The 24599-nt window shown below is 52.4% G+C and carries 23 protein-coding genes and 1 tRNA gene; 10 read left to right on the top strand and 14 right to left on the bottom strand.

The genetic code is table 11. The annotated features are described in order from the left end of the window. The 4 genes from Q0824_RS02520 to gloB all read right to left on the bottom strand — a co-directional run bounded on the left by Q0824_RS02520 (position 1) and on the right by gloB (position 5721). On the bottom strand, positions 1-1086 hold the full coding sequence (locus tag Q0824_RS02520) for a microcin C ABC transporter permease YejB (RefSeq protein ID WP_298447238.1): 1086 nt from the start codon (positions 1084-1086) through the stop codon (positions 1-3). 15 nt (positions 1087-1101) lie between these two features. Then, positions 1102-2802: an extracellular solute-binding protein gene (locus Q0824_RS02515; protein WP_298449487.1), complete on the bottom strand. Its 1701-nt coding sequence runs from the start codon at positions 2800-2802 to the stop codon at positions 1102-1104. Positions 2803-3062: 260 nt separating this feature from the next. After that, positions 3063-4772, bottom strand: coding sequence for a LysM peptidoglycan-binding domain-containing protein (locus Q0824_RS02510; RefSeq protein WP_298447236.1), 1710 nt, complete (start codon positions 4770-4772; stop codon positions 3063-3065). Between the two features lie 154 nt (positions 4773-4926). Continuing rightward, on the bottom strand, positions 4927-5721 hold the full coding sequence (gene gloB, locus Q0824_RS02505) for a hydroxyacylglutathione hydrolase (RefSeq protein ID WP_298447235.1): 795 nt from the start codon (positions 5719-5721) through the stop codon (positions 4927-4929). Between the two features lie 122 nt (positions 5722-5843). On the opposite strand from gloB, the gene Q0824_RS02500 reads away from it, so the two are divergent. From Q0824_RS02500 to Q0824_RS02485, 4 genes are all read left to right on the top strand, one after another. Then, on the top strand, positions 5844-6635 hold the full coding sequence (locus Q0824_RS02500; RefSeq protein ID WP_298447233.1) for a class I SAM-dependent methyltransferase: 792 nt from the start codon (positions 5844-5846) through the stop codon (positions 6633-6635). Positions 6636-6680: 45 nt separating this feature from the next. Continuing rightward, on the top strand, positions 6681-7118 hold the full coding sequence (gene rnhA, locus Q0824_RS02495) for a ribonuclease HI (RefSeq protein ID WP_298447230.1): 438 nt from the start codon (positions 6681-6683) through the stop codon (positions 7116-7118). A 10-nt stretch (positions 7119-7128) separates the two neighbouring features. Continuing rightward, entirely contained in the window at positions 7129-7839 is a 711-nt protein-coding gene (dnaQ, locus tag Q0824_RS02490) for a DNA polymerase III subunit epsilon (protein WP_298447229.1), read from the top strand. 268 nt (positions 7840-8107) lie between these two features. Beyond that, a complete protein-coding gene (locus Q0824_RS02485) occupies positions 8108-9772 on the top strand; it encodes a chemotaxis protein (RefSeq protein WP_366521634.1) in 1665 nt (554 codons plus the stop codon). Positions 9773-9862: 90 nt separating this feature from the next. On the opposite strand, the gene Q0824_RS02480 is transcribed toward Q0824_RS02485, so the two are convergent. Next, positions 9863-10177 carry an SCP2 sterol-binding domain-containing protein gene (locus Q0824_RS02480; protein ID WP_200200748.1) on the bottom strand — a complete coding sequence of 105 codons (315 nt, stop codon included), beginning with the start codon at positions 10175-10177 and terminating at the stop codon, positions 9863-9865. A 234-nt stretch (positions 10178-10411) separates the two neighbouring features. Between Q0824_RS02480 and sohB the strand changes: the two genes are divergently transcribed. Further along, positions 10412-11476: a protease SohB gene (gene sohB / locus Q0824_RS02475; RefSeq protein ID WP_298447224.1), complete on the top strand. Its 1065-nt coding sequence runs from the start codon at positions 10412-10414 to the stop codon at positions 11474-11476. A gap of 22 nt (positions 11477-11498) precedes the next feature. Continuing rightward, positions 11499-12497, top strand: coding sequence for a YhdH/YhfP family quinone oxidoreductase (locus Q0824_RS02470; protein ID WP_298447222.1), 999 nt, complete (start codon positions 11499-11501; stop codon positions 12495-12497). A gap of 144 nt (positions 12498-12641) precedes the next feature. Here Q0824_RS02470 and Q0824_RS02465 read toward each other — a convergent pair whose 3' ends face one another. The 4 genes from Q0824_RS02465 to metH form a co-directional block, all read right to left on the bottom strand. After that, positions 12642-13148, bottom strand: a complete 507-nt coding sequence (locus tag Q0824_RS02465; protein WP_298447220.1) for a DUF934 domain-containing protein — start codon at positions 13146-13148, stop codon at positions 12642-12644. After that, complete coding sequence (locus Q0824_RS02460; RefSeq protein ID WP_298447218.1) at positions 13141-14793, bottom strand: nitrite/sulfite reductase; 1653 nt, start codon at positions 14791-14793, stop codon at positions 13141-13143. The genes Q0824_RS02465 and Q0824_RS02460 overlap by 8 nt, the downstream gene beginning before the upstream one ends. 364 nt (positions 14794-15157) lie before the next feature. Further along, positions 15158-15394: a DUF2970 domain-containing protein gene (locus Q0824_RS02455; RefSeq protein WP_298447216.1), complete on the bottom strand. Its 237-nt coding sequence runs from the start codon at positions 15392-15394 to the stop codon at positions 15158-15160. 34 nt (positions 15395-15428) lie between these two features. Further along, positions 15429-19127: a methionine synthase gene (gene metH / locus Q0824_RS02450; RefSeq protein ID WP_298447214.1), complete on the bottom strand. Its 3699-nt coding sequence runs from the start codon at positions 19125-19127 to the stop codon at positions 15429-15431. A 242-nt stretch (positions 19128-19369) separates the two neighbouring features. Between metH and nfuA the strand changes: the two genes are divergently transcribed. The 3 genes from nfuA to Q0824_RS02435 all read left to right on the top strand — a co-directional run bounded on the left by nfuA (position 19370) and on the right by Q0824_RS02435 (position 21850). Beyond that, positions 19370-19957, top strand: coding sequence for a Fe-S biogenesis protein NfuA (nfuA, locus tag Q0824_RS02445; RefSeq protein ID WP_298447212.1), 588 nt, complete (start codon positions 19370-19372; stop codon positions 19955-19957). 330 nt (positions 19958-20287) lie between these two features. Continuing rightward, positions 20288-21487 carry a hypothetical protein gene (locus Q0824_RS02440; RefSeq protein WP_298447210.1) on the top strand — a complete coding sequence of 400 codons (1200 nt, stop codon included), beginning with the start codon at positions 20288-20290 and terminating at the stop codon, positions 21485-21487. 30 nt (positions 21488-21517) lie between these two features. Further along, the gene (locus Q0824_RS02435) at positions 21518-21850 is read left to right on the top strand and encodes a hypothetical protein (protein ID WP_298447208.1); all 333 of its coding nucleotides are present in this window, start codon (positions 21518-21520) and stop codon (positions 21848-21850) included. On the opposite strand, the gene Q0824_RS02430 is transcribed toward Q0824_RS02435, so the two are convergent. The 5 genes from Q0824_RS02430 to Q0824_RS02410 all read right to left on the bottom strand — a co-directional run bounded on the left by Q0824_RS02430 (position 21847) and on the right by Q0824_RS02410 (position 24077). Then, positions 21847-22173 (bottom strand): TusE/DsrC/DsvC family sulfur relay protein, encoded by a 327-nt coding sequence (locus tag Q0824_RS02430; protein WP_298447206.1) that lies wholly within the window; start codon positions 22171-22173, stop codon positions 21847-21849. The two genes, Q0824_RS02435 and Q0824_RS02430, sit on opposite strands and share 4 nt — an antisense overlap. A gap of 3 nt (positions 22174-22176) precedes the next feature. Then, positions 22177-22461, bottom strand: coding sequence for a sulfurtransferase complex subunit TusB (gene tusB / locus Q0824_RS02425; RefSeq protein ID WP_298447204.1), 285 nt, complete (start codon positions 22459-22461; stop codon positions 22177-22179). Positions 22462-22486: 25 nt separating this feature from the next. After that, positions 22487-22837 (bottom strand): DsrE family protein, encoded by a 351-nt coding sequence (locus tag Q0824_RS02420; protein WP_298447202.1) that lies wholly within the window; start codon positions 22835-22837, stop codon positions 22487-22489. A 1-nt stretch (position 22838) separates the two neighbouring features. After that, entirely contained in the window at positions 22839-23255 is a 417-nt protein-coding gene (gene tusD / locus Q0824_RS02415) for a sulfurtransferase complex subunit TusD (protein ID WP_298447201.1), read from the bottom strand. Positions 23256-23360: 105 nt separating this feature from the next. After that, positions 23361-24077: a Bax inhibitor-1/YccA family protein gene (locus tag Q0824_RS02410; RefSeq protein WP_366521620.1), complete on the bottom strand. Its 717-nt coding sequence runs from the start codon at positions 24075-24077 to the stop codon at positions 23361-23363. 257 nt (positions 24078-24334) lie between these two features. On the opposite strand from Q0824_RS02410, the gene Q0824_RS02405 reads away from it, so the two are divergent. Next, positions 24335-24425: transfer RNA gene (locus Q0824_RS02405), tRNA-Ser, on the top strand. Positions 24426-24599: the final 174 nt, after the last annotated feature.

The following is a 24599-nucleotide window of genomic DNA, read 5'->3' as shown; positions in this document are numbered from 1 at the left end:
TTACGCACCCTCCCGGCTTTCAAAGTCGATGCGAGGATCTACGAGCACATAGGTGATGTCGCTGATCAACTTCAGAGCGAGGCCCATCAGCGTAAATATAAAGAGGGTGCCGAAAATAACTGGATAGTCCCGGTTAAGCGCCGCTTCAAATCCAAGCAAACCAAGGCCATCGAGGGAGAAGATTACCTCAATCAAAAGAGAGCCAGTAAAGAACAGTGAAACGAGAACACCGGGCAGGCTGGCAATTACAATCAGCATGGCGTTGCGGAACACATGGCCGTACAGAACCTGCTTTTCATCCAGACCCTTGGCTCTGGCTGTGACGACGTAGTGCTTACCGATTTCATCAAGAAATGAGTTCTTGGTTAGCAGGGTGAGTGTGGCGAAGCCGCCGATCACATTGGCGGTCACCGGGAGTGCGAGATGCCAGAAATAATCGCCAACTTGCTGATACCAATTCATCTGATCGAAGTTGGAGGACGTTAATCCCCGTAGAGGGAACCAATCGAAGTAACTGCCACCGGCAAAAATGACGATGAGCAGGATCGCGAACAGAAAGCCCGGAATGGCGTAACCGATGACAATGGCTGAACTGCTCCATACATCGAACCGGGAACCGTCTGACACCGCTTTGCGAATACCAAGGGGTATGGAAATGAAGTAGATGATCAGGGTAGACCAGAGCCCAAGCGATATGGACACGGGCATCTTGTCGACAATAAGTTCGGTTACGCTCCGCTCGCGGAAAAAAGAATCACCGAAGTTGAATGTGGCGTAGTCTTTGAGCATTTTAAAGAAACGCTCGTGGGCGGGTTTATCAAAGCCATACATTACTTCGATTTCTTTCAGCATTTCATCAGGAATGCCTCGGGACCCCCTGCTGTCACCGGAAGCGCTGGAAACCTCACCACCTGTGTCGCCACCACCTGCACGGGCCAGGGCACTGCCGCCATGACCCTCCATTTCGGCAATCAATTGCTCAACTGGTCCGCCAGGCGCAGCCTGAATGATCACGAAGTTGAGCAGCAGAATGCCGATCAGAGTAGGGATGATCAGCGCGAGGCGCCGAAGTATGTAAATGCCCATTTAGCGGCTACTTCCTCAGGGCTCTGCCCACCAATCGTCGAGGTCGGTACCGTTTTTGGGCGTCTTATCCGGATGCTTCAGGTGGCTCCAGTAGGCAACGCGATCTTTAGCAAGGTGCCAGTGTGGCACCACGTAATGCCCTTGAAGTAACACTCTATCGAGGGCGCGTGTGCGCTGTACCAGCTCGTCCCGGTCTGGGGCCTGAATCACCAGGCTTACCAGTTCGTCCACCACTGGATCATTTACGCCGGCATAGTTACGGGAGCCGTTTGTGTCTACAGTGGATGAGTGCCAATACTCGCGCTGCTCGTTGCCAGGAGAATCTGACTGGCCGATGGCCTGGGTAATCATGTCGTAGTCAAATTCACGCACGCGTTGAACGTATTGATTGCTGTCTACCAAGCGTACAGACATGTCAATACCAAGGCGGGCGAGGTTATTTTTGAAAGGCAGTACAACGCGCTCAAAGGTTTTCTGGAACAGCAGAATCTCGAAGGCCAATTGTTTGCCTGTTTCTGTATGAACCATTTTCCCGTCGCGAACTTCGTAGCCTGCCGAACGCAGAAGTTCCATCGCTGTTCTGAGGTTGCCTCTCAGGCCTTGCTTACCTTCGGTGGAAGGGGCTTCAAACGCCTTGGTGAAAATGTCCTCATCCAATCTGTCCTTGTAAGCCTCGAGTATTTCGAGTTCCCGGCCAGTTGGCAGGCCGGTTGCAGCAAGTTCGCTGTTTTCGAAGTAACTGTTGGTGCGGTCATATTGACCATAGAACAGATTCTTGTTGGTCCACTCAAAATCGAAAGCGTAAGTGAGTGCTTCCCGTACCAGGGGATCGCTGAACACCTTTTTGCGGGTGTTGAACACAAAGCCCTGCATGCCGGTGGGGCGATGGTGTTCAATGGCTTCGGTAATGATAGTGCCGTTCTCAAACCTTTCACCGGTGTAGGCGGTTGCCCAGTTTTTGGCAGAGGTTTCAACTCTGAAATCAAAGCTACCCGCTTTGAAAGCCTCCAGAGCCACGGTGTCGTCGGTATAGTAGTCATAGCGAACACGGTCAAAATTCAACCGGCCTTTGCGTACCGCAAGATCTTTCGCCCAATAATCGTCCTGCCGCTCATACTCAATTGTGCGGCCTGCTTCAAAACTACCGATACGATAGGCGCCGCTGCCGACAGGTGTAGTCAGGCCGTTCTTTCCAAACTCGCGACCTTCCCAATAGTGGGCAGGCAGAATGGGCATCTGGCCGAGAATCAGCGGTAATTCACGGTTGCTGGTTTCCTGGAAATCGAAACGGATACGGTGAGGGCTTTCGATAGTGACGTTGCTCACATCCGCATAGTAGTTCCGGTAAAACGGGTGCCCCTTGGTCGTCAGGGTTTCAAAGGAAAATTTCACGTCCTCCGCATTAATGGGCTCGCCATCCTGGAAGCGCGCTGATTGCCTAAGGTTGAAAACCACATAGCTTCGGTCTTCCGGCGTTTCCAGGGATTCCGCTATCAGCCCATACATGGAGAAAGGTTCGTCTGCCGAGTACTCAAGTAGGGTGTCGTAGAGATAGCTACTAATACCGGCGGCGGAAACCCCGCGAATAACAAAGGGGTTGAAGGTATCAAAACCGTTGGCCACTACAGCCATTTTTAGCGATCCGCCTTTTGGGGCCTTGGGGTTAACGTAGTCGAAATGACCAAACCCTTCCGGATATTTTGGCGCGCCGTGCATGGCCATACCGTGGACGGGTTGTACCTTGAGCCCTTCTGGGTCTGTTGATGATTCGCTGGCATACAAAGAAATTGGAGAAGCCAAAAAAGCCAGAACTGAAAGAAATGTTGTAAGGCGTGAGGCAGAAAAGATTCTTGTCATGGGTCTCGCACATTCAGGTGTTTCAAGCCGACGCGGGGGCATCCTGCCCCGCGCTCCTGTCTGCTAAATTTTTATGATTCTTATACTTACTGAAAGTTCCGGCCCTGAAAAGTTAACAATCAGGGGCTGTTCCGGATGTCGACGTAGAGTACCAGACTTTGCCCTGGTTGCAGATAACGGGAGGTATTCAGATCGTTCCAGCTTGCGATGTCGCGCACGTTTACCGAGAAACGATTCGCAATGAGGGCAAGGGAGTCGCCTTTACGAACGCGGTATCCCACCTTTCGAACCATGGCTTTGCCACGGGTGCTGCCAGCTGAGGCAATAGTGGGTTGTGCGGTATTTGACCAGATCACCAGTTCTTTTCCGGGGATCAGCGGGTCTCCGGGTGCCATACCGTTCCAGGCCGCCACCTGGCGCACTGAAACCCGATGTTCTCGCGCAATATCCCAGAAGGTGTCGCCGCGGCGCACAGTGTAACGCAGCTTGCTTCCCGACCGCTTTTTGTCCTGCTTGCGCTCAAGCCGCTGGGACGCGCTGAGAGCGTAGGCGTCGGAATTCTTTGAAGCTGAAGGGATCATCAGCCGTTGGCCAATGCGGATAAGGTCGCCGTTGAGGTTGTTGACCTGCTGCAGCACCGCAGGGGTGGTGGAAAACTTTCTGGAGATAGTGTTCAGACTATCTCCGGATTTGACGACATAGTTGCGCCAGGACACTCGTTTTTCTGGTGGAATGTTCGCTAAAGCCGTACGGAAGCTTTCGGCATTCTGGTGGGGCACGAGCAAACGGTGCGGGCCTTCTGGAGAGGTCGCCCAACGGTTATACGAAGGATTAAGCAGATAGATTTCGTCAATGTCGACGCTCGCAAGTTCTGCAGCCTGGGCGAGATCCAGTTGCCCGCCGGTTTCGACGATGTCGAAATAGGGTTCGTCTTTGAGCGTTGGAAGCTCTATGCCGTAGGCTTTCGGGTCATCGAATATCTTTGCCAGCGCAATCAGCTTGGGCACGTAGTGGCGTGTTTCCTGTGGTAATTGCAGCGACCAGAAATCCTCGGGCTTGTTGCTGTTCCGGTTCCGGCGCATGGCAATTGAAACGGTGCCCCCGCCACTGTTGTAGGCGGCCAGTGCGAGTGTGTAGTCACCACCAAAGCGGTTGGTCAGGCGGTCGAGATAGGTGAGGGCAGCATCTGTGGCGGCTATTACATCGCGGCGGTCATCGTGCCACCAGCTTTGGGTCAGGCCGAAATACTTACCTGTTGAAGGAATAAATTGCCAGAGCCCGGCTGCCCGGCCGTGGGAATATGCAAACGGATCGAACGCACTCTCAACGACGGGTAGCAGGGCGAATTCAGCTGGTAGACCACGTTTCTCTGTTTCATTAACAATGTGGTACAGATACCGGCTTCCGCGCTCAACGACGCGGTTAATGTAGTTCGGATGCCGTGCGTACCAGTTCAACTGGTCTTCTACGCGCTTGTCATCAACATCGTGGTCGAGCATGAATCCGGCCCTGAGCCGGTCCCACATATCCGCCTCTCCGGCGGCGTCTGCGGTGATGTTCTGTTCAGGATTGTCCAATTTTTCCCGTGCATCCCGTGCGGCTGCTTTAAGCTCTGGCGCGATTGCGTCGTCCAGCGGCTCATTGCGCACTGCATCACTGTCTTTGCCGGTTTCAACAGACTCCTTAAGCTCTTCATCACCGGCAGCGAGGGTTACTTCTTCAGACTCCAGCGGACTTTGAGATGCTGAATCTTTAGACAAATAGAGAGAGCTGCAGCCACCCGCCAAAGCACCGAGGATAAAAAGCAGGGGCAAACGTTTGACCAACATAGGCGGATTCCGAATCTGATATTCCGCTGGGCTTATGTCTAAAAACCCGGCATATTTAATGAGTTACGAGCAAAAGTTTAAAGGATTCTATGGGAGCTCGTTTAATAGGGTCAAGAAACCTCTCGTTACGACAATGAGAGGTTTTGTTAACCGATCAAAAGTTATCTTTACCGTGGCGTATGGCTGCAAAGATCGCACTGTCTGAATCCGCCGGCAGACCTTGCCCGGCAGCGTAGCGTTTGGCCGCACTTACAACCTGGGGATCGTCCCAGCGCAAAAACGGGTTAAGCTGTTTTTCTTCATCAAGTATCGACGGCACAGTTGGCTCACCTGCATCCCGCTTGTCTTTGCACGCACGTTCAAAGGCTTCAAGCTTGCTGTCATCCGGTAGCAAGCTGCGGGCGAAGCGTAGGTTTGAAAGAGTGTACTCATGGGCGCAATAAATAGCCGTTTCACCTGGGAGTTCGCGAATAGACTTGAGAGACTCCAGCATCTGGGACGGGGTGCCTTCAAATAATCGGCCGCAGCCAATTACGAAAAGCGTATCGCCACAGAATAGAGCGGGGCGTCCATTAATTTTAGTGTCTGTGAAGTAGGCAATGTGATCGAGCGTGTGTCCCGGAACACTCATCACCTGAAAAGTAATGTCTCTCCAAACCACTTCATCGCCCGGATGAACAACGTTGGTGCTACCTTTAAAGGGTGATTCTGCAGGCCCGGTTACGCGGCAGTCGGGATTGTCCTGAACGAGGTCCTTGATTCCCCCTACGTGATCAGGGTGGTGATGGGTAACGAGAATGGTGTCCAGTGTCAGCCCCTGTTTTGCAAGGTGTTCCTGAACCGGCTTCGCCTGGCCTGGGTCCACAATCAGGGCTTTGCCGGTATCTGTATCGGCAATACACCAGATATAGTTATCGCTGAACGCCGGTATGGCAGAGATGGTGAGCATCAGATGTCCCCGTAAATGCTTGGCAAGTGTGGCTAATATGATAGAGCATTAAGGTCGTAGCCCCAACAGCCGGTGAAACCCTGGTATTCCATCCGGTTATTCAACGCGGGAGTATAGGTAGTGTGAAGAATGCCCAGATGGTTGATTATTCATCAAGGAGCGAGAGCTTTGAGAATTGGTTTCAGACACCGCTCGGGCGCAGGCTTCTGGCAGATCAACGGGCCTTTCTTGAGCAGCGGCTGAAGAGGTTGACTGGAGCTCGGCAACTTCAAGTCGGTGTCAGTCACCGGCTTCCCTTGGCTAATGGGACTGACTTTTCTCAAAAGATCATGACTACCCCCAGTTGTTTTGCCAACATACCTGAGGGCGTGGTTGTGTGCGATGCGGACGAGTTGCCTTTCCCCGGGGACTCCATGGATCTGGTGGTACTCCATCATACTGCGGACTTTTCGCCCGATCCCCATCAGGTTTTGCGAGAGGCTGCCCGCGTGTTGCGAGGTGATGGCATGATTGCGCTGATTGGCTTTAATCCTGTCAGCTTTTGGGGGGTGCGAAGGCTGATATCGCGTCATAATGGAGGGCCGTGGGGTGGGCGGTTCCTGTCCCGGGGGCGAATGGAGGATTGGCTTCACTTGCTGGACTTTCAGATTGAAACATCCCTGACCCGATTCTATCGATTACCTTTGCAGCGCAGTGGTCGCAAAGGGACGGGCGCGCTGGGCGAGCGTATGTCAGCTTACGGGTTTCTGCCGGTTGGTGCCTATTACTGTATCCTTGCAAAAAAAAGGGTGTGTGCCCGGATTCCACGGCGACATGTTTGGCGACAAAGCAGCGTTCTGGGTCTGTCGGGAAAACGCACAGTTGGTGCGGCGAGAGCGTGTCCGCCACAGAGCTGCGAGCACCCTGAAGACTGACCGGCCTTAAAAGGCCGCTAAACTGAAATACATGCGGGAGTTTGAATGTCCGGAAAGGTAATTGTATATACCGATGGCGCTTGTAAGGGGAACCCGGGGCGAGGTGGTTGGGGTGTTGTATTGCGTTATGGTGACGCAGTAAAAACCATGCACGGTGGAGAACGGCACACTACGAATAACCGCATGGAGTTGATGGCTGCAATCCAGGGGTTAAAAGCTCTCAAGCGCGATTGTGAAGTGGAGTTGTACACGGACTCCCAGTATGTCCGGAAAGGAATTACAGAATGGCTTTCCGGGTGGAAGCGTAACGGCTGGAAAACTTCTGCAAAAAAGCCGGTTAAAAATGATGACCTATGGCGTGAACTGGATTCGGAAACGAAGAAGCATAAGGTTAACTGGCATTGGGTAAAAGGCCACGCAGGTGTGCCGGATAACGAACTCGCAGACGAGCTTGCGAACAAGGGCGTTGCTGAACTGGATTAATGTGGGATTTATGAGACAGATAATACTGGATACAGAAACAACCGGTATTGACCCGGCGCAAGGTCACCGGATCATCGAGATCGGGTGTGTCGAGATGATGGAGCGCAAGCTCACAGGGCGTAACTACCATGTGTACGTGAACCCTGAGCGGGAGATCGAAGCCGAAGCTATCACTATTCACGGGATCACCAACGAATTTCTCGTTGATAAGCCCAAATTTGCAGACATTGCTGACGAGTTTTTCGAGTTCATCAAGGGTGCAGAGCTTGTTATTCACAATGCCGCCTTTGACGTGGGTTTCATGGATTCGGAGTTTGGCCGAATCAGGCCTGTGCGCAAAACTGCGGACCATTGTGGTGTTGTGGACTCGCTTGCGATAGCTCGAGCGAAGCACCCAGGGCAGAAGAATAACCTCGATGCCCTGTGCAAACGCTACGGCGTTGACAACAGCAACCGTGAGCTTCACGGAGCTCTGCTGGATGCCGAGATCCTGGCGGAGGTGTTCCTGCTTCTCACCGGTGGCCAGACAGCGTTGTCACTGGATGCCGGGTCGGAGAATGGAGGCTTGGGCGGAGGTGTTCGCCGGTTGAGCTCAAGCCGTCCTGCGCTGCCTGTTGTTGGCGCTACAGATGCTGAATTGGAGGCGCATCAAGCGTTCATGTCTGCTATGGAAAAGAAAGCAGGTGAAACTGTCTGGAGTAAACTTGAAGGCCTAGAATGAGAACTGTGTCGGCCTGTACTAATTGTTACACGCCAGCCTTGTTGAGGTACTCGAGTTTTATGTTATAAGTAGTGATAAGTACGTCAGTTTTTTCGTGCAGAGTGCACGGGCTCAGGTCAGGAGAGTTTGAGCCGGCTCCATAACAAAAAGGTCTGGCACCCACCCTTGCCGGCCTACAGTTCACTAGGAAGGTGCGGTAGTTTCCGCAGATTAACAGGAAGCGTTTATGGTTTAATCGTCTCTTGCGACGAAATCGCAGTCGTTTGATCTGGTCAAAAGTGAAATAGAGCAGACCATCAAGCAGGCAGAATCCAGTCTTGAGCGCTTTCAGGAAAACCGTGAAAGCGGAGAGGATTTGCAGAACTGCCTGGATTTCCTCAACCAGCTTCGTGGCATCTTTATCCTGGTGGAGCTTCGCGGCGGCACGCTTTTGTGCCAGGAAGCCGTGGCCATGGCCAACGATGTTCCTGTCGGCGCCAACGATGACAAGAACATATTACTCACCACCTTAAGCAATGCGCTGTTTATCCTTCGCCGCTATGTGGAGTACTACCATCAGCAGCGCGCAGACCATCCCGAGTTGTTACTGCCTGTTATAAACGACCTTCGTGAAGCTCGCCGGGAAAAGCCTTATCCCGAGTCCTGCTTTTTCGATGTCGACATAAAAGATCAACGGAATTTTTGCGCTGGTTTAAAAGTTCCTGATTTTGAGGGTAATGAGGCCGAATACGAAATTGTTGCTCGGCGGATGCGCCTTACATTTCAGGTAGCTTTGTTGGGTATTCTCAGGGATCGAAACCCTGTGGTGAGCCAAAAGCTCATAAGCCGGGCCGCTCGGGGCTTTGTTCGTTTGTGTCAGGGTGCCCCAATGGGGCAAATGTGGTGCCTCGTTGCTATCGTGGCTGACACCATGCTTGACCGTGCCATGCCGTTTACCAAAGCTCGAAAGCGCACGTTTATGCGTATTGAAAAATACTCTCGGGAACTGGTGTATGTTGGCAAGGTAGCGACTGCAAAAGATGCTCCGGACTCGCTTATTCGCGACCTGGTATATCTGCTCTACCGCAGCGGCTCCGGCAATCCCGAAGTGACGCGTGTGCTTTCAGAATTCCAGCTCGCACCAGCCGAATTTCCGGATTCCATCCTCGAAGCCCATGCAAGACGATTGTATGGGCCTGGTACTGACGTACTGACGTCGTTATCCGAGGCACTGCAAGATGAGCTCAACCAGCTAAAAGATAAACTGGACATTATCGAGCGTGGCATAGAGCCGGATCTGGCAGAGCTTTCCTCCATTGCCGATGCGCTGGAGCGCCTTTCTAACACCTTGGTTATGCTGGACCTTAATCGGCTTGCCACCATTGCCCGCGAAGAAGCAGGCAAGCTCCGCAACTGGGAAGCAGAATCACGGCTACCTGGAGAAGAAGAGCTATTCCGCCTTGCGGATTCGGTACTGGGTATTGAAGACGCTGTTATGCAGATCGTCAGCCGGGGTATTACCGCTGAAACTGACGCACTGGCGGGCACTGAGCGCAGCCATGAAGAGTCTATGTACTTCAAGGAGGCCGTGTATGTGGTTGCGGATGAAGCCCGCGGAGCATTAACGCTGGCGAAGCGCGCGATTACCGCCTTCGTGGAGTCGGATTATGACAAGCTTCATTTGGCGAATCTGCCCGCAACCCTGCACAGTATTTGGGGTGGGTTGCAGATGATAAATGATCCGGGCGCTGCCCACGTGCTTGAGCGTGTGGCAGCCTCTATTCAGGAGCGCATGCTGGATTCTCGTGAAGCGCCGGGGAACCAGGTTCTGGAAGCGCTGGCGGATGCTCTGACATCGCTTGAGTACTACATTGAGGGGATTGGCAAGCGTGAGGAGAGTAACGTAGATCTGCTTCGTTTGGCGGAAACATCTCTGGATGATGTGGATCTTTAGTGGAAGTCTGAAAACTCTTCTCCAGAGAACAAAAAACCCGCGCCAAGCGCGGGTTTTTTTATGAGCTTTAATCTGCTCAACAGGGCGCAATCAGCCCATGTTGAAAAGCTCGCCCAGCTTGGTAGCCAGCATCATGTCGCCTTCAGCGCGCAGCTGGCCAGCCATAAAGGCTTGCATGCCATCGGTTTCGCCGGAAACGATACCCTGAAGGGTTTCTGAGTTCATGATCAGTGTTACAGAAGGATCGTCATGCGGGCCTTCGTGCAGCTTGCATGTGCCGTCTTTGATGACCAGGTGGTGGGTCTTGTCGTCTTCGATATCAAACTGGAATACCAGATCCAGGCCCTGCGCGGCATCTGCATTGAAGTTCTGCTCGAGCTTTTCAAAGATTTGATCTACAGACATTTGTTTACCCTTTGTTTAGTGGTTGTCTTGTCTTTAAAACTGCTATGTATGCTTGGCTACACAAGCCATCGTTGGCAGCTGCCGGATAGAGCCGACTTCGCTTTCCGACTTTATGGTGAGACTTAACCCCTGTCAAGCCCGATCGAACGCTTGTTTTAATAATTTTGCTCTGCTTATCACCAGAGTTTCGGTAAGTTACACTCTCGTGCTTGCTTAACTCGCTGGAGAAGTGATTTGGAGTTCCTGACAGAATACGGTTTGTTTTTGGCCAAAGTGGTCACCTTTGTTATTGCGGCAGTGGTTGTTGTCTCTATCATTATTGCAGCCACCCATAAGGATAAAGATGGAGAAGATGACGACGGAGAGTTGCAGATCCGTAAGCTCAACGATAAGTACCGTAAATTGCGTGAGTCGATTCAGGCACGCCTGATGACGGAGCAAGAGCTGAAAGCCTGGGGCAAGGCTAAAAAGAAAAAAGAGAAAGCCGAAAAGAAGGCTGAGAAAGCAAAAAAACCGGACGCAGGTGAGCCAGAAGCAACGCCGGCACGGCTTTTTGTGCTGGATTTTGACGGTGATATCAAAGCCAGTGATACCGATCCACTGCGCAGGGCGATCTCTGCCGTGTTGAGCGTGGCCGAACCCGGTAAAGATGAAGTCGTCATCCGGCTGGAAAGCGGAGGCGGGCTGGTGCATTCCTATGGGCTGGCTGCTGCACAGCTTGATCGTATCCGAGGCAAAGGCATTCACTTGACAGCTTGCGTCGACAAAGTCGCGGCAAGCGGTGGGTACATGATGGCCTGCGTGGCAGACCGCATCATTGCATCGCCGTTTGCGATTCTTGGTTCGATTGGTGTTGTCGCCCAGTTGCCGAACTTCCATCGCCTGCTCAAGAAAAACGATGTCGACTTCGAGATCCTGACGGCGGGCGAGCATAAGCGCACCATGACCATATTTGGTGAGAACACCGATAAGGGCAGGCAGAAATTTCTGTCGGATCTGGAAGACACCCACGACCTGTTCAAAGACTACGTTAGCGAACGCCGGCCAGAGTTGGATATAGCAGCGGTAGCTACCGGGGATATATGGTTTGGGAAGCGTGCACTGGACGTAAAATTGATTGACGAGATTAAAACCTCCGACGAATATCTCATTGAAGCTTGTGAGAGGGCAGACGTAGTATCGGTGTCATTCGAGCGCAAAAAAACCTTGCCTGAAAAGCTTGGGCTCGCGACCAGCGCCGCCCTCGAGCACACCGTATGGAAAGTGTTGAGCGCATTTCGCAACCAGAACATTCAGTAGCTAATAGAACGTGGAGAAGGCTATGACCAGCAATGTCGAATTCAACGCCTGGCGAGTTGACGAGCATGAGGGCAACTATAAAGGCACAGAACAGACCCTGAGCACGGCCGATCTCCCGGCGGGCGAAGTACTGATAAAAGTCAGCTACTCCTCACTGAACTACAAAGACGCCCTCTCGGCCTCTGGTAACAAAGGCGTTAGCCGGTCGTTTCCACACACACCCGGTATCGACGCCGCTGGAGAGGTTGTTGAATCTGCCACCGGCACTCCGGCTGTTGGCAGTCAGGTTATCGTAACCGGTTACGACCTGGGCATGAACACCGCTGGCGGTTTTGGCGAATACATCCGCGTACCCGCTGCATGGTGTGTTCCCATGCCTTCTGGATGGGATGCTAAAACTGCCATGATCTACGGCACCGCAGGCCTCACTGCCGGTCTGTGCGTACAAAAACTCTTGACCATGGGTGCCAGGCCAGAACAAGGCAAAGTGGCCGTCTCCGGCGCCTCAGGCGCAGTTGGCAGTGTTGCAGTAGAGCTGCTGGCGCAACTGGGCTTCGACGTAGTGGCAATCAGCGGCAAAGCAGATCATACAGATAGCCTCACAGCCTTGGGCGCCACTGAAGTAGTTGGCCGCGACGCACTGACCGAAGACAAGAAGCCCTTGCTGAAGCCGACCTTCGCCAACGCTGTGGACACAGTAGGCGGCTCACCTTTGGCTGAACTTCTAAAGCAAATCAAACCCGGTGGTTCTGTATCTTGCTGCGGCCTGGTCGCCGGTGTGCAGCTACAAACCACAGTGCTTCCATTCATCCTGCGGGGCGTAAACCTGCTGGGCGTGGATTCAGTGGAAATTCCGCTGGCGGAAAAGGAAGTGGTGTGGAAAAAGTTTGCGGGTGACTGGAAGTGCGAGAAGACGGAAGCGTCTGCCAGTAAAATTGGACGCGCAGATCTCGATACTGCTTTAAAAGCGTTCCTGAAAGGCGAGTCGGCAGGGAAAATTGTTCTGGATCACTCGGCGTAAACTGCCAAAGTTTGAGGCATCAGAGCCGGGCCTTTAGTCAAAACTGTGCGTAGCCATGGATGGCGGAGCCAAGCGTACAAGGACGTATCCACAGCGTGTTTTGACTAAAGGCCCGGCTCTGATGCCGGACTCCGGATCAGACCATCAAGAAGCCCGACGCCGAAACAAAGGCAAATCAGTATCCGTAGCCGCTTGATACCCCTGACTAAAGAAATTCAAGCACCGTGCAGCCTTGCGAATATCCTTATCAGGGCGCAGCTCATAAGTATCGAAACCACAGCGCTTCATAAACTGAAGCTGATCCAACAGCACATCACCAATCGCCCGCAGCTCATTTTTATAGCCAAACCGCTCCCTCAAAAGGCGAGCAGTGCTGTAACCCCGGCCATCGCTGAACTTGGGGAAGTTAACCGCAATCATGGACAGATCGTTCACATATTCCGCGAGAATCTCGGGCTCATCATGACTGTCGAGCCAAACACCAACATCCTCGTTGCCCGCGTACTGATCACGATTGGCCACCCAAAGATCAGCTGGAATCAACACACGCCGCTGGGCTGGAATATCCAGAGCTTCGCCACTCTCGGGGCGGGAAATAACGTTCCACTGATTCTGACGGATGCTGCCATCCCGGAAAATAACGTCAGGCATAAACCCGCTCCTTGAAAGCATCAATTCCAACACGACGGTAGGTATCCAGAAACGATTCCTCCTCCGTGCGCTTGTTAACGTAAACATCAATGATCTTGGCGATTACATCCGGCATATCATCCTGAGCGAAAGATGGCCCCAGGATCTTGCCAATTGTTGCATCGTGCTGTGACGTGCCTCCCAGGCTAACCTGATAGAACTCCTGACCCTTTTTATCGACACCCAGAACACCGATGTTTCCAACGTGGTGATGACCACAGGCGTTCATGCAACCTGATATATTCAAATCAATCTCACCAAGATCGTACAAGAAATCCAGGTTATCGAAACGACGCTGAATGGCTTCTGCTACAGGAATGGACTTGGCATTAGCCAGCGCACAGAAATCGCCGCCGGGGCAGCAGATAATATCCGTAAGCATGTTCAGGTTTGCTGTGGCGAAACCCATGGGGCCTAACTGCTCCCACAGCTCCAGCAACTGATCCTGGCGGACATCCGCAAGAACCACGTTCTGCTCATGGGTTACCCGTACTTCGCCGAAGCTGTATTCATCGGCCAAATCGGCGATTTGCTCCAGTTGGCGATCGGTTACATCTCCCGGGGGAGTCCCGGTTTCTTTCATGGTCAGCGAAACAATCGCGTACCCGGGCTTTTTGTGAACATCCACGTTGTACTTAAGCCACTGGTCAAAGCCACGGTTTTCGAACCTTTGCTGAGCGAGAAGTTCCGTTGCGTTGTCCAGGCTGACATAGGCTGGCTCGGTAAAGTAGGTCTTGATGCGATCGATGGCCTCAGGAGTAAGCCGGCTAGGGGAGTCCTTGGTGTGAGCCCACTCAGCCTCAACCTTTTCCGCAAAGCCCTCAGGCGTTAACGCTTTTACCAGAATCTTGATACGGGCTTTAAACTTGTTATCACGACGGCCATAGCGGTTATAAACGCGGAGTACCGATTCCAGGTAGGTCAGCAGGTCGAGTTCTGGGAGGAACTCACGAATAACCGGAGCCACCATGGGTGTGCGCCCAAGGCCACCACCTACGTGCACGCGGAAGCCCAGTTCGCCGGCATCATTGCGTACAATCTGAAGGCCTATGTCGTGAACCTGAATGGCCGCTCTGTCGGTTTTCTCGGAGGCATTGACTGCAACTTTGAACTTCCGGGGCAGGTATGCGAACTCCGGATGAAAAGTAGACCACTGGCGAATGATTTCGCAGTAAGGCCGAGGATCTGTAAGTTCATCAGACTGAACACCTGAAAACTGGTCAGTTGTGGTGTTTCTGATGCAGTTACCGCTGGTCTGGTTGGAATGCATTTCGACTTCCGCCAACTCGGCGAGAATGTCTGGCACATCTTCCAGATTGGGCCAGTTTAACTGAATGTTCTGGCGCGTAGTGAAGTGCGCATAGCCCTTGTCATAATCCCGGGTTATCCGGGCCAGACGACGCAGTTGAGCAGAACGCAGCATGCCGTAAGGCACACAAATACGCAGCATGGGTGCAAGCCGCTGAACGTAGAGCCCGTTCTGCAAGCGAAGGGGCAGGAACTCGTCTTCTGCCAATTCTCCGGCCAGTGCCCGTGCGGTCTGGTCCCGGAATTGTGCAACCCGCTCGGCGGCCATTTGCCGATCGTGCTCGTCGTATACGTACATAATAGGAAAACCCTGGATAGTAGCGTCGTAATGGCTAACGCCCGGAAGCCCGGGCTTATATCTGAAACGCAGGATAACAGTCGCCCCTTATACTAGAAACGATTATTTCAAGATATGTTTATCGATTAAGGTGATAAGGCAGCGTATTGCGGGCTGGACGAATATCAATTTGCTGCTTTACTGATAGGGAGAAACCAAGGTGAGCGCTCGATGCGCTCAACGTCAACCTGACAGATTCTGAACACAGGAGCAGGGAATGAAAGATTCGATGCAATCAGACAGCAATATCGACGCTGTAGCGGCAGTGGTGATTATTGCGCTTGTTGTCGCATTCGCGGTGTTGTGGGTGTCTGGCCAGTAAGGACTACCGGCCAGACAGAACCACCTGCACAACCACAATGAGGGTACCGATAAAGAGGCCCGTGAACAGAAGGGCGCCAATCACATAGGGCCAAGGGCTGTGGCTGCCGAAATCTTCTTCCCGGCGCTTACTGGACTGAACGCCCAGAGCGCCGGCGGCCACGGTTTGTATTATCTTCAAAACACCAGGCCCTTGAGGCTTTTCACTTTTGTTTTTTTTCGTGCCTGCCGTGTCTGCCATAAAAACTCATCCTGATTGGGTGCGAGTCTGGCCTTTACTCCGCTGGGTCGTAAGCAAGGCTTGGCGCTAACCAGCGCTCTGCTTCCGCTTTGGAAAGACCTTTACGCTCAGCATAGTCTTCAACCTGATCTACGCCAATTTTACCCACCGAGAAAAACTTCGATTCAGGGTGCGAGAAGTACCAACCCGAAACCGCAGCCGTTGGGAACATGGCAAAGCTTTCTGTAATCTCGATACCGGTTTGGGCCGTGGCATCGAGTAGCTTGAACAGAGTCGCTTTCTCTGTGTGGTCAGGGCAGGCCGGGTAACCAGGCGCCGGGCGAATACCGTGGTACCGCTCTTTGATCAGGTCTTCGTTGGCGAGTTGCTCATCGCTGTTGTATGCCCAGAACTCTTTCCGCACCCGCTCATGCATGCGTTCTGCAAAGGCCTCGGCTAAACGGTCGGCGAGAGCCTTCACCATGATCGCGTTGTAATCGTCGTTGGCATTTTTGTACTCAAGTGACATTTCTTCTGCACCAATGCCGGTGGTTACCGCAAAGCCGCCAACATAATCACAATGCTCAGAATCTTCTTCTGCCACAAAGTCTGAGAGCGCCATCATCGACTTGTTCGGGGCCTTGTCATCCTGCTGGCGCAAGTGGTGCAAAGTGGTTAGTTCTTGAGTACGGCTTTCGTCTGTGTATACCACAATGTCATCGCCACGGCGGTGTGCTGGCCAAAAACCTATTACGCCAGAAGCACTTACGCGCTTCTCATCAACCATTTTGCGAAGAATGACCCGGGCGTCATCAAACAGGTTTCGAGCTGCTTCGCCGCGTTTGGGGTCGTCGAATACCTGTGGGTATTTGCCCGCGATATCCCAAGAGATGAAGAAGGGCGTCCAGTCGATGTAGGGCTCAAGCTCCTTCAGGTCGTACTCTTCAAACCGCCGTATTCCTGTAAAGGTCGGCTTGGGTGGAACGTAGTTGTCAAAGTTGATTTCCGGTGCCCGTGCCCGAGCTTCTTTCAGGCTAACGAGCTTGGTACGGTCACCGCGCTTCTTGCGGCGTTCCCGGATCATGTCGTATTCCTCTCGGGCATCGCTAACCAATTTGGCCTTGGCTGTTTTGCTGAGCAACTGTGATGCTACGTTCACGCAACGAGAGGCGTCAGACACGTAAAGGGCAATGTCGTTTTTATAGTGGGGCTCAATTTTTACAGCGGTATGCGCTTTGGATGTAGTGGCACCACCAATCATTAATGGAAGGTGGAAATCCAGGCGCTGCATCTCGCGGGCAACATGCACCATTTCGTCCAGTGACGGCGTGATGAGGCCACTCAAGCCGATGATATCCACATTGTGTTCTTTCGCGGCGGCCAGAATTTTATCGCTGGGCACCATTACCCCGAGGTCGATCACTTCGTAGTTATTGCACTGCAGCACTACGCCGACGATATTCTTACCTATGTCGTGAACGTCCCCTTTAACCGTGGCCATCAGGATTTTACCCTTAGCCTGCTGGTCGTCAGATTTTTCAGCTTCAATAAAGGGAATAAGGTGGGCAACTGCCTGTTTCATAACGCGGGCACTTTTAACCACCTGGGGCAGAAACATTTTACCATCGCCGAACAGGTCGCCAACAACGTTCATGCCGTCCATTAGCGGGCCTTCGATTACGTGAATCGGGCGCTCGGCCTGCAGACGGCATTCTTCTGTATCTTCGATAATGAAGTTGGTAATACCTTTCACCAGCGAGTGCTCTAGCCGCTTGATTACCGGCCATTCGCGCCAGGCAAGATCTTCTTCCTGGGTTTTGCCGCCTTTACCCTTGAAGCGCTCGGCAATTTCCAGCAAGCGATCCGTGGCGTCCTCGCGACGATTGAGCACAACATCTTCTACCAGTTCTTTTAGTTCTGGTTCAATCTCGTCGTAAATAACCAGCTGACCAGGGTTTACGATACCCATGTTCATGCCGGCTTTGATGGCATGGTAAAGAAACACGGAGTGGATCGCTTCACGCACCACGTCGTTCCCGCGGAAGGAGAAGGACACGTTACTCACGCCACCTGAAATAGATGCGTGGGGCAGGTTCTTGCGAATCCAGCGGCAGGCATTGATGTAATCCACCGCGTAGTTGTTGTGTTCTTCGATCCCGGTAGCAATGGCAAATACGTTCGGGTCGAAAATAATGTCGCCCGGATTGAAGCCAATGCTGACCAGAACGTCATAAGACCGCTTACAAATTTCGGTTTTACGTTCGAAGGTATCTGCTTGCCCCTGTTCGTCGAAGGCCATAACCACAACAGCCGCGCCGTATCGCATACAGATCTTTGCATGCTTGACGAAGGCCTCTTCGCCTTCTTTGAGACTGATTGAGTTAACGACCGCCTTACCCTGAATACAGCGTAGACCGGCTTCGATCACTTCCCATTTGGAGGAATCAAGCATGATGGGAACGCGTGAGATATCCGGCTCGGAGGCAATGAGGTTCAAAAAGGTGACCATCACCTCTTTGGAATCCAGCATGCCTTCATCCATGTTGATATCGATAATCTGCGCGCCGGTTTCAACCTGATCCCGTGCAACGCTCAGTGCTTCCTCATACTGCTCTTCTTTGATCAGGCGCAGAAAGCGCTTAGATCCAGTAACGTTGGTGCGCTCACCCACGTTGATGAAAAGGGTGTTTTCGTCACCGGTAAAAGGTTCCAAGCCTGAAAGACGAAGTACTTCCGGGCGCTCCGGGATCTTGCGGGGAGGGTACTTGGCAACGGCTTTAGCCACGGCTTCGATATGCTCCGGGCGGGAACCACAGCAGCCACCAACAATGTTAAGGAAGCCATCGCGAGCGAAGCCCTCAATGATTTCGGCCATTTCTTCCGGTGTCTCGTCATACTCACCGAATTCGTTGGGCAGGCCGGCATTCGGGTGTGCGCTAACATAGGTCGTGGCTTTGCCCGACAGTTCTTCTACGTACGGGCGTAGGGCCTCTGCGCCCAGTGCGCAGTTCAATCCCACCGAGATCGGCCGTGCATGGGCCACAGAATTCCAGAATGCTTCGGTCGTCTGGCCGGACAGGGTGCGGCCAGAAGCGTCGGTAATGGTGCCGGAAATCATGATCGGCAGTTCTATGCCACTGTCTTCAAAATATTGCTGGGTAGCGTAAATAGCGGCTTTGGCGTTAAGCGTATCGAAAATGGTTTCAATCAGGATGATGTCACAACCGCCTTCAACCAAGCCTTCAACCGATTCGTAGTAGTTGTCTACCAGGCTCTGGAAATTTGTGTTGCGAAACCCCGGGTTGTTCACGTCAGGCGACAAAGAAGCTGTTCGCGAAGTGGGGCCGACGGCGCCTGCCACAAATCTCGGCTTGGAGGGGTTTTTGGCGGTATACTCATCCGCGACCTGCCGTGCGAGCTTTGCGGCCTCTACGTTCAGTTCCCTGGAGAACTCTTCAAGGCCATAGTCTGATTGAGACACGCGTGTCGAGTTGAAGGTATTGGTTTCAATAATATCCGCGCCGGCATCCAGATAGTCAGCGTGTATATTCCGCAACAGGGCAGGCTGGGTGATGTTGAGCAGGTCGTTGTTACCCTTTACTTCACGATCGTAATCGGCAAACCGATCGCCCCGGAACGCTTTTTCGTCCAGTTGCAGGTTCTGGATCATAGTTCCCATGCCGCCGTCGAGAATCACAATGCGCTCTTGCAGGGCTTTGTGAAGTTGTTCCAGGCGAGTATTGCGATCGGTCATAGTCAGTATTCCGGATGTCGTCATTAACGGCGTGTTTGGTCCAATGGCGCGGGATCATAGCAAAAATGCTGGCGACAGTCGTAGCTCCGCACCCAGTTATTCTTTACTTGCATCAAGTTTGTGTGCAAAGCCTATGGTAAGTGAAAGTCACTACCCTGGGAAAGACCAACTAATTTGGTTGGTCTTTCATGTTGCCACGAACTCCCTTAAAATGAATCTAAACTTACCAACGGGTTGATAACATGGCATTGGTTACTGTGACAGATCCCGCACGGGATTATCTTGCACAACTTATCGAAAAGCAGGATGTGGAAGGCATGGGCGTACGAATTTTCGTAACCCAGCCGGGCACAAAAAATGCTGAAACCTGCTTGGCTTATTGTCCACCTAACGAGATTGTACCGACGGATGAGCAGGTAGATCTTGAAAAGTTCACACTGTATCTTGATCACAACTCTGTACCCTTCCTTGAAGAAGCCTTTGTAGACTATTCCAAGGACCAGATGGGCGGCCAGCTAACGATCAAAGCGCCAAATGCCAAGGTTCCCAGCGTTGATGAAAACGCCCCTTTGCCAGATAGAGTGAACTACGTTCTGGCTTCGGAAATTAATCCGAACCTGGCAGCCCATGGCGGTGATGTGTCGTTGGTAGAGATTGTGGATGGCTCTGTCGCAGTATTGCGATTTGGTGGAGGCTGCCAAGGTTGTTCCGCAGTTAGCCTTACCCTCAAGCAGGGTGTAGAAACCACGCTCAAGGATAGAGTGCCAGAAATTACAGCGGTTCGTGACGTAACTGATCACACGAAGACCGAGAACGCATACTACCAATAAATAGTGCCCGCAGGCCTGAAGTCTGGCTGCCACTGTTAGTGTGAACTCGCTTCAAATACCGGGATATCTGCTGAACATTTCGCAGGTATCCCGCGTGCATTTTGCATTTCCGTCCAGTTGCACTTTTATTTCGTCTACTTTTTAACTCTTCATATCTTTATCATTTCGCTGCCACAGTTGCTGTATAACAATGGCTTCTCGGCCAATGTCACCAATTGCTGGCTATCGCATCATTCGTTCTACAATCAGAGGCGACAGCGAAGCGCCCGTCCGTTCACTAATGACAACACCTGCAGGTTAATTGCCTGTATTTGAAAACCGGGGTTCCGCTTGTTTGATGCTGCGTTTGTTTCCGTGCCCATCGTGGCTGCCTTGGTAGGCTGGTTTACCAACTGGCTTGCTATACAGATGTCTTTTTACCCGGTTCAGTTCTTAGGCGTTGGTGTGATCGGTTGGCAAGGCGTTATTCCCCGCAAAGCCGAGAAAATGGCCCATATCTGTATTGATCGAACACTTCGGCAATTCGGTGATCTGAATGCGGTCTATCAAAAGTTGGAGCCTCAAAAGATTGTTGAGCAGGTTCTTTCACAGGTAACGCCAAGGCTTGATGAGTACATTGATGAAATGATGTACGAAATTCAGCCGGTGCTTTGGGACAACTTGCCGATGTTTTTGCGCCGGCGGATTTATCGGTGGGCGCGGGAGCAACTGCCGGCACGCATAGAAGGCCTGGTTGAGGATTTTGGTGATGATCTTGATGAGTTGGTTGATCTCAAAGCGCTGCTAAGCAGAGAGTTGAAGCAGCACCCCGATCTGATGAATCGTATATTCAAACAGGCTGGCGCAGTTGAACTCCGATCTGTCATTAATCGTGGCGCCATTATCGGCGCTATCCTCGGCTGCGTGCTTGCTCCGGTCTGGTCAATCTATCCTGAACCCTGGTTGCTGCCCGTTGGCGGGTTTGTAATCGGCTTCGTGACCAACTGGCTTGCGATTAATCTGATTTTTGCGCCCCTGAAACCTCGCCGTTTTCTATTCTGGAAAGTTCAAGGGCTGTTTCTGCGGCGCCAACCTGAAATCAGCGACATATGGGCAAATCTGGTAGCAGAAGAGCTGATAACGGTAGAGAAGGTTGCAGATGCGATGATAAACGGCTGTCGGGGCGATCGCACCCGTGCAATCATACAAAAGCACCTACGGCCCTTGATGGACAACTCCTTGTTGATGAAGCTTTCAGCCCAAGTAACGGTTGGGATGAGCGGCTATACCGATTTGAAAAAGGCGATGAACCAGCAAGCCCTTCATGCAACCCAGGATGTCTTCAGCAACCCTGCTTTTAACAAGGAGCGGGCACCCGTTGTGGCAAGAGTCCTGGCTGGGCAAATGAAGGCACTTCAGCCTGCAGAATTTCAGGACATACTCCGCCCGGCATTCCGCGAGGAGGAGCTACAACTGATGTTTGTTGGCGGCATATTTGGTGCCGTCGCCGGAACCATACAATTTTTCGCGCTGATTCATTACGCGCTTTAGTCACTTCATATTGATTCAAAGGAGAGCATCATGCCTGCCTGGGCAATGCTGGTCGCGCAGTTTGTTGTTACCGCCGTTGCGGTTCTTTCGGTACTTTTGGGCTTTTGGCTACTTGTGATTCGACCTTATCTTGATCGAAAGGTGGCTGAGATTGTCGCTATGACTGACGAAATTGAGCCGCGTGTGGCCCAAGGCGTAAAGGTGGGTGTTGCTGAAACGCTGAGGGAGTTGCCCGAAAGCGCCTGGGATGGCACCGTTAAAGAGTCTACACGGCAGTTCCTGAAGTTTGGTTCGGGTATCTTCGAGAACGGACTCAGCAGTTTGCTTGGCAGTGCAGCAGACCTGGAACGGCACAAGCCCTAGAGGCAGTTTGTCGGCCGGGGCAGGCCTGCTATCCGGCAAGCTGTTTTGGCAGGGGTGCCAGGAAAAAGCTGCATAAGATATATGCTGTTACCTTTGTCTTCACCCAAAGCCTCTTTTACCGATCTCACGAACAGTCGGTTTGAGGGTGGCGACATTTCATGTTCTTTATAGAATTCCCGCAGAAACCCGATGATTTCCCAGTGTTTTTCACTGAGGCCTATTTGATCTTCTGCCGCAATGATAGCAGCGATCTCAGGCGACCAGTCGCTTGAGTTTTCGAGAAACCCTTCATTGTTTCTCTCAGGTGTATTTGCTTTTGTCATGGGTTACCAGCTTATTACTTTCTGTGCCTGTGCGGTCAGTTCAACCATGGCGGGGAAATCAACAAGGGAAGCTTTCACAGCGTTTTGGGCAATACCGCGCGCTAGCGCGTCTGGTGCCAGTGCATAAAGGGTGATGCCCGCTCGCAGTTCGCTACAGGTTGCAAGTGTCAGCACCGCGCTCTCAATCAGAAGCAGGGCATCCCCGGGCTCTATAGCACGGAGGCACTCAGCCGAGCGCGGGTGCTCAGGCGCCTTGTTCAGGATATGAAGAGTGTCAATCTCGGTCATAACGGGTTCCGGGCTTGTCTGTGCATCAGCCTGCAAAGGCGGTGTGTGAATGTTGGCGCATTACCTCAGCACTGCTTTCAGCCATGGCGACGCCTGTCACCATGTTGTCCGGCACAAGTCCATAACGGGCGCAGGCTGTTGCATCTGCATATAGAGCTTCAACACCAAAAATCAAAGCGGCAGACAGATTTTTCTCTACGGACTTTTGCCCAATTCCCGTAGTTTCCTGAGATTTTCGTAGCCAGTTAACACCGGCACCTGTAAACAGCAGTGCAACTGGTTGGTCGAATGCTGCAAGGGAAAATGCCATATCGAGAGCTTCGCGGCCCGCCCAGGTTCCGTAAGGAGGCTGGTCGATCACTATCAGTGTGCCCATGTCAGTCTCCGCCATGGAAATAGAGTACCCGTGAAGACGCCATAGTGCCCTCTACCCACTCACCAAGCCCGGCAATGATGAATGGCTCCCGTATGTTGTTGGCAGGTAACTCGTAACGCTTTTGCTCAGAGTCATTTGTCAGCCCGCGTCGTAGGGCAGAGGCAATACAGGCGACACCAGATATGGCGTTTTCACTCAGAAATCTTGACCATTGGTCTGCCCAGTGGGGTTCGTCTGAGGGGGGCGCAGAGAGTGAGGAGGCAAGGTGAACGCCTTCACCATAAAGAAACACCCTGTCTACCGTGTGACCCGCTGCTATCGCAGCCCTGGCAAACGACAGAGCTGTTTGCGGCGCTTGAGAAGAGTAGGGGGCTCCGGTGATGACCAGTGTGTAGTTTTGAAGAGATATGGTAGCCATGGGTGCGGTTCTCGCCTGATATGGGGCCAGTGTACCAATAGCAAAAACCCCGGCAAAGGCCGGGGTTTCCGTTAACTGCAAATTGCGTGGAGTGCTTCCCCGAGGTTAGTCGTTGGAGAAAGCTCCAATAAGGTGCAGCAGGCTCACGAACAGGTTGTAAATGTTCAGATACAGTCCTGTAGTAGCCATGATGTAGTTGGTTTCACCACCGTTAACGATACGGCTGGTGTCGTACAGGATGAAACCAGACATCAGGAACACGATCGCTGCGCTCAGGGCCAAGCTGAATGCTGATACTTCAACTCCGAACATGGACGCAACCATGGCTCCCAATGCTGCAACCAGCACCACTACCAGACCAGCAACCAGCATGCCGCGCATGAAGCTGAAGTCTTTCTTGGTGGTTAGCACGTAGCCGGACAGGGCGAAAAACACCAGACCGGTGCCGCCGAGGGCTTGCATGATGATCTGACCACCATTTGGGAACTGCAGGTAGTAGAACAGGATTGGCCCAAGGGATAGTCCCAGCAGACCCGTGAAAGCAAATACTACGGCAATGCCAGCAGAACTGTTCGCGGTACGCGGGAGTACAAACCAGATCAGAGCGAGTGCGCCCAGGCTGCATACAAGGCTTGCGCCCTGGCTCAAGCCAATAGACATGGATACGCTTGCCATGACAGCACTGAATACCAGCGTCATTGCCAGCAGGGTGTAGGTGTTACGCAAAACCTTGGTAGCTGACGCACTCATTGGTGCGGTAGCGGACCCACGGGCAATCATGCCATTGCGGTTCTGCTGAGCGTTGAACTGTCTGTTTTGCATTCTGATCTCCGGTTAAATGCAACTTGGTTGGTTACGGGCGTCAGGCCCAAAGCCTGATAGACGCCAATCACCTAGAATTACACACTATCATAATGTCGAATTCTCAACTTTCAATCATTTACGACACGAAAGTCGTCCTGAGATTCCATTAAACACAGTTAATGTTCAAATTTGCATGGAGTTTTGTGCAGGGCGTTGACAGCACAGACAATTCCGGTATCATGCACACCGCTGTCGCTAGGCAGCAATGGAAAAACGGTGGGCTGGCAGAGTGGCCGAATGCAGCGGTCTTGAAAACCGCCGAAGGTTTGTAGCCTTCCCGGGGTTCGAATCCCTGGCCCACCGCCATTTTTCCTACGAATACAGGCAGTAAAAAGACCTGTCTAAGTTGATCACATCTCTCTAGAATCCTCGTAAATCCCCTGTAGTTCACAGTTGTCCAGACTCTTCACCCCTGTGTTCCGTCAATCCCACATGTCCGTAATCACAACTGTATTTGCTCTCCAGTAACTTCCCATCAGA

Origin of the sequence: uncultured Marinobacter sp., from assembly GCF_947488835.1 — a bacterium.
GTDB lineage: Bacteria > Pseudomonadota > Gammaproteobacteria > Pseudomonadales > Oleiphilaceae > Marinobacter.
The sequence above is the reverse complement of the archived record's forward strand: the minus strand, read 5'-3'. Positions and strand labels throughout refer to the sequence as shown.

What these genes read in the sequence shown, in the direction of transcription:
- Q0824_RS02515 (WP_298449487.1), bottom strand. Translation starts at nt 2,802, where the DNA reads ATGCACGGCGCGCCAAAATATCCGGAAGGGTTTGGTCATTTCGACTAC.
- metH (WP_298447214.1), bottom strand. Translation starts at nt 19,127, where the DNA reads ATGACCGATCGCAATACTCGCCTGGAACAACTTCACAAAGCCCTGCAA.
- Q0824_RS02480 (WP_200200748.1), bottom strand. Translation starts at nt 10,177, where the DNA reads ATGTCTGTAGATCAAATCTTTGAAAAGCTCGAGCAGAACTTCAATGCA.
- Q0824_RS02455 (WP_298447216.1), bottom strand. Translation starts at nt 15,394, where the DNA reads ATGGCAGACACGGCAGGCACGAAAAAAAACAAAAGTGAAAAGCCTCAA.
- Q0824_RS02435 (WP_298447208.1), top strand. Translation starts at nt 21,518, where the DNA reads ATGCCTGCCTGGGCAATGCTGGTCGCGCAGTTTGTTGTTACCGCCGTT.
- Q0824_RS02420 (WP_298447202.1), bottom strand. Translation starts at nt 22,837, where the DNA reads ATGGGCACACTGATAGTGATCGACCAGCCTCCTTACGGAACCTGGGCG.
- tusB (WP_298447204.1), bottom strand. Translation starts at nt 22,461, where the DNA reads ATGACCGAGATTGACACTCTTCATATCCTGAACAAGGCGCCTGAGCAC.
- Q0824_RS02430 (WP_298447206.1), bottom strand. Translation starts at nt 22,173, where the DNA reads ATGACAAAAGCAAATACACCTGAGAGAAACAATGAAGGGTTTCTCGAA.
- rnhA (WP_298447230.1), top strand. Translation starts at nt 6,681, where the DNA reads ATGTCCGGAAAGGTAATTGTATATACCGATGGCGCTTGTAAGGGGAAC.
- dnaQ (WP_298447229.1), top strand. Translation starts at nt 7,129, where the DNA reads ATGAGACAGATAATACTGGATACAGAAACAACCGGTATTGACCCGGCG.
- gloB (WP_298447235.1), bottom strand. Translation starts at nt 5,721, where the DNA reads ATGCTCACCATCTCTGCCATACCGGCGTTCAGCGATAACTATATCTGG.
- Q0824_RS02465 (WP_298447220.1), bottom strand. Translation starts at nt 13,148, where the DNA reads ATGCCTGACGTTATTTTCCGGGATGGCAGCATCCGTCAGAATCAGTGG.
- Q0824_RS02520 (WP_298447238.1), bottom strand. Translation starts at nt 1,086, where the DNA reads ATGGGCATTTACATACTTCGGCGCCTCGCGCTGATCATCCCTACTCTG.
- Q0824_RS02460 (WP_298447218.1), bottom strand. Translation starts at nt 14,793, where the DNA reads ATGTACGTATACGACGAGCACGATCGGCAAATGGCCGCCGAGCGGGTT.
- Q0824_RS02470 (WP_298447222.1), top strand. Translation starts at nt 11,499, where the DNA reads ATGACCAGCAATGTCGAATTCAACGCCTGGCGAGTTGACGAGCATGAG.
- nfuA (WP_298447212.1), top strand. Translation starts at nt 19,370, where the DNA reads ATGGCATTGGTTACTGTGACAGATCCCGCACGGGATTATCTTGCACAA.
- Q0824_RS02410 (WP_366521620.1), bottom strand. Translation starts at nt 24,077, where the DNA reads ATGCAAAACAGACAGTTCAACGCTCAGCAGAACCGCAATGGCATGATT.
- Q0824_RS02510 (WP_298447236.1), bottom strand. Translation starts at nt 4,772, where the DNA reads ATGTTGGTCAAACGTTTGCCCCTGCTTTTTATCCTCGGTGCTTTGGCG.
- tusD (WP_298447201.1), bottom strand. Translation starts at nt 23,255, where the DNA reads ATGGCTACCATATCTCTTCAAAACTACACACTGGTCATCACCGGAGCC.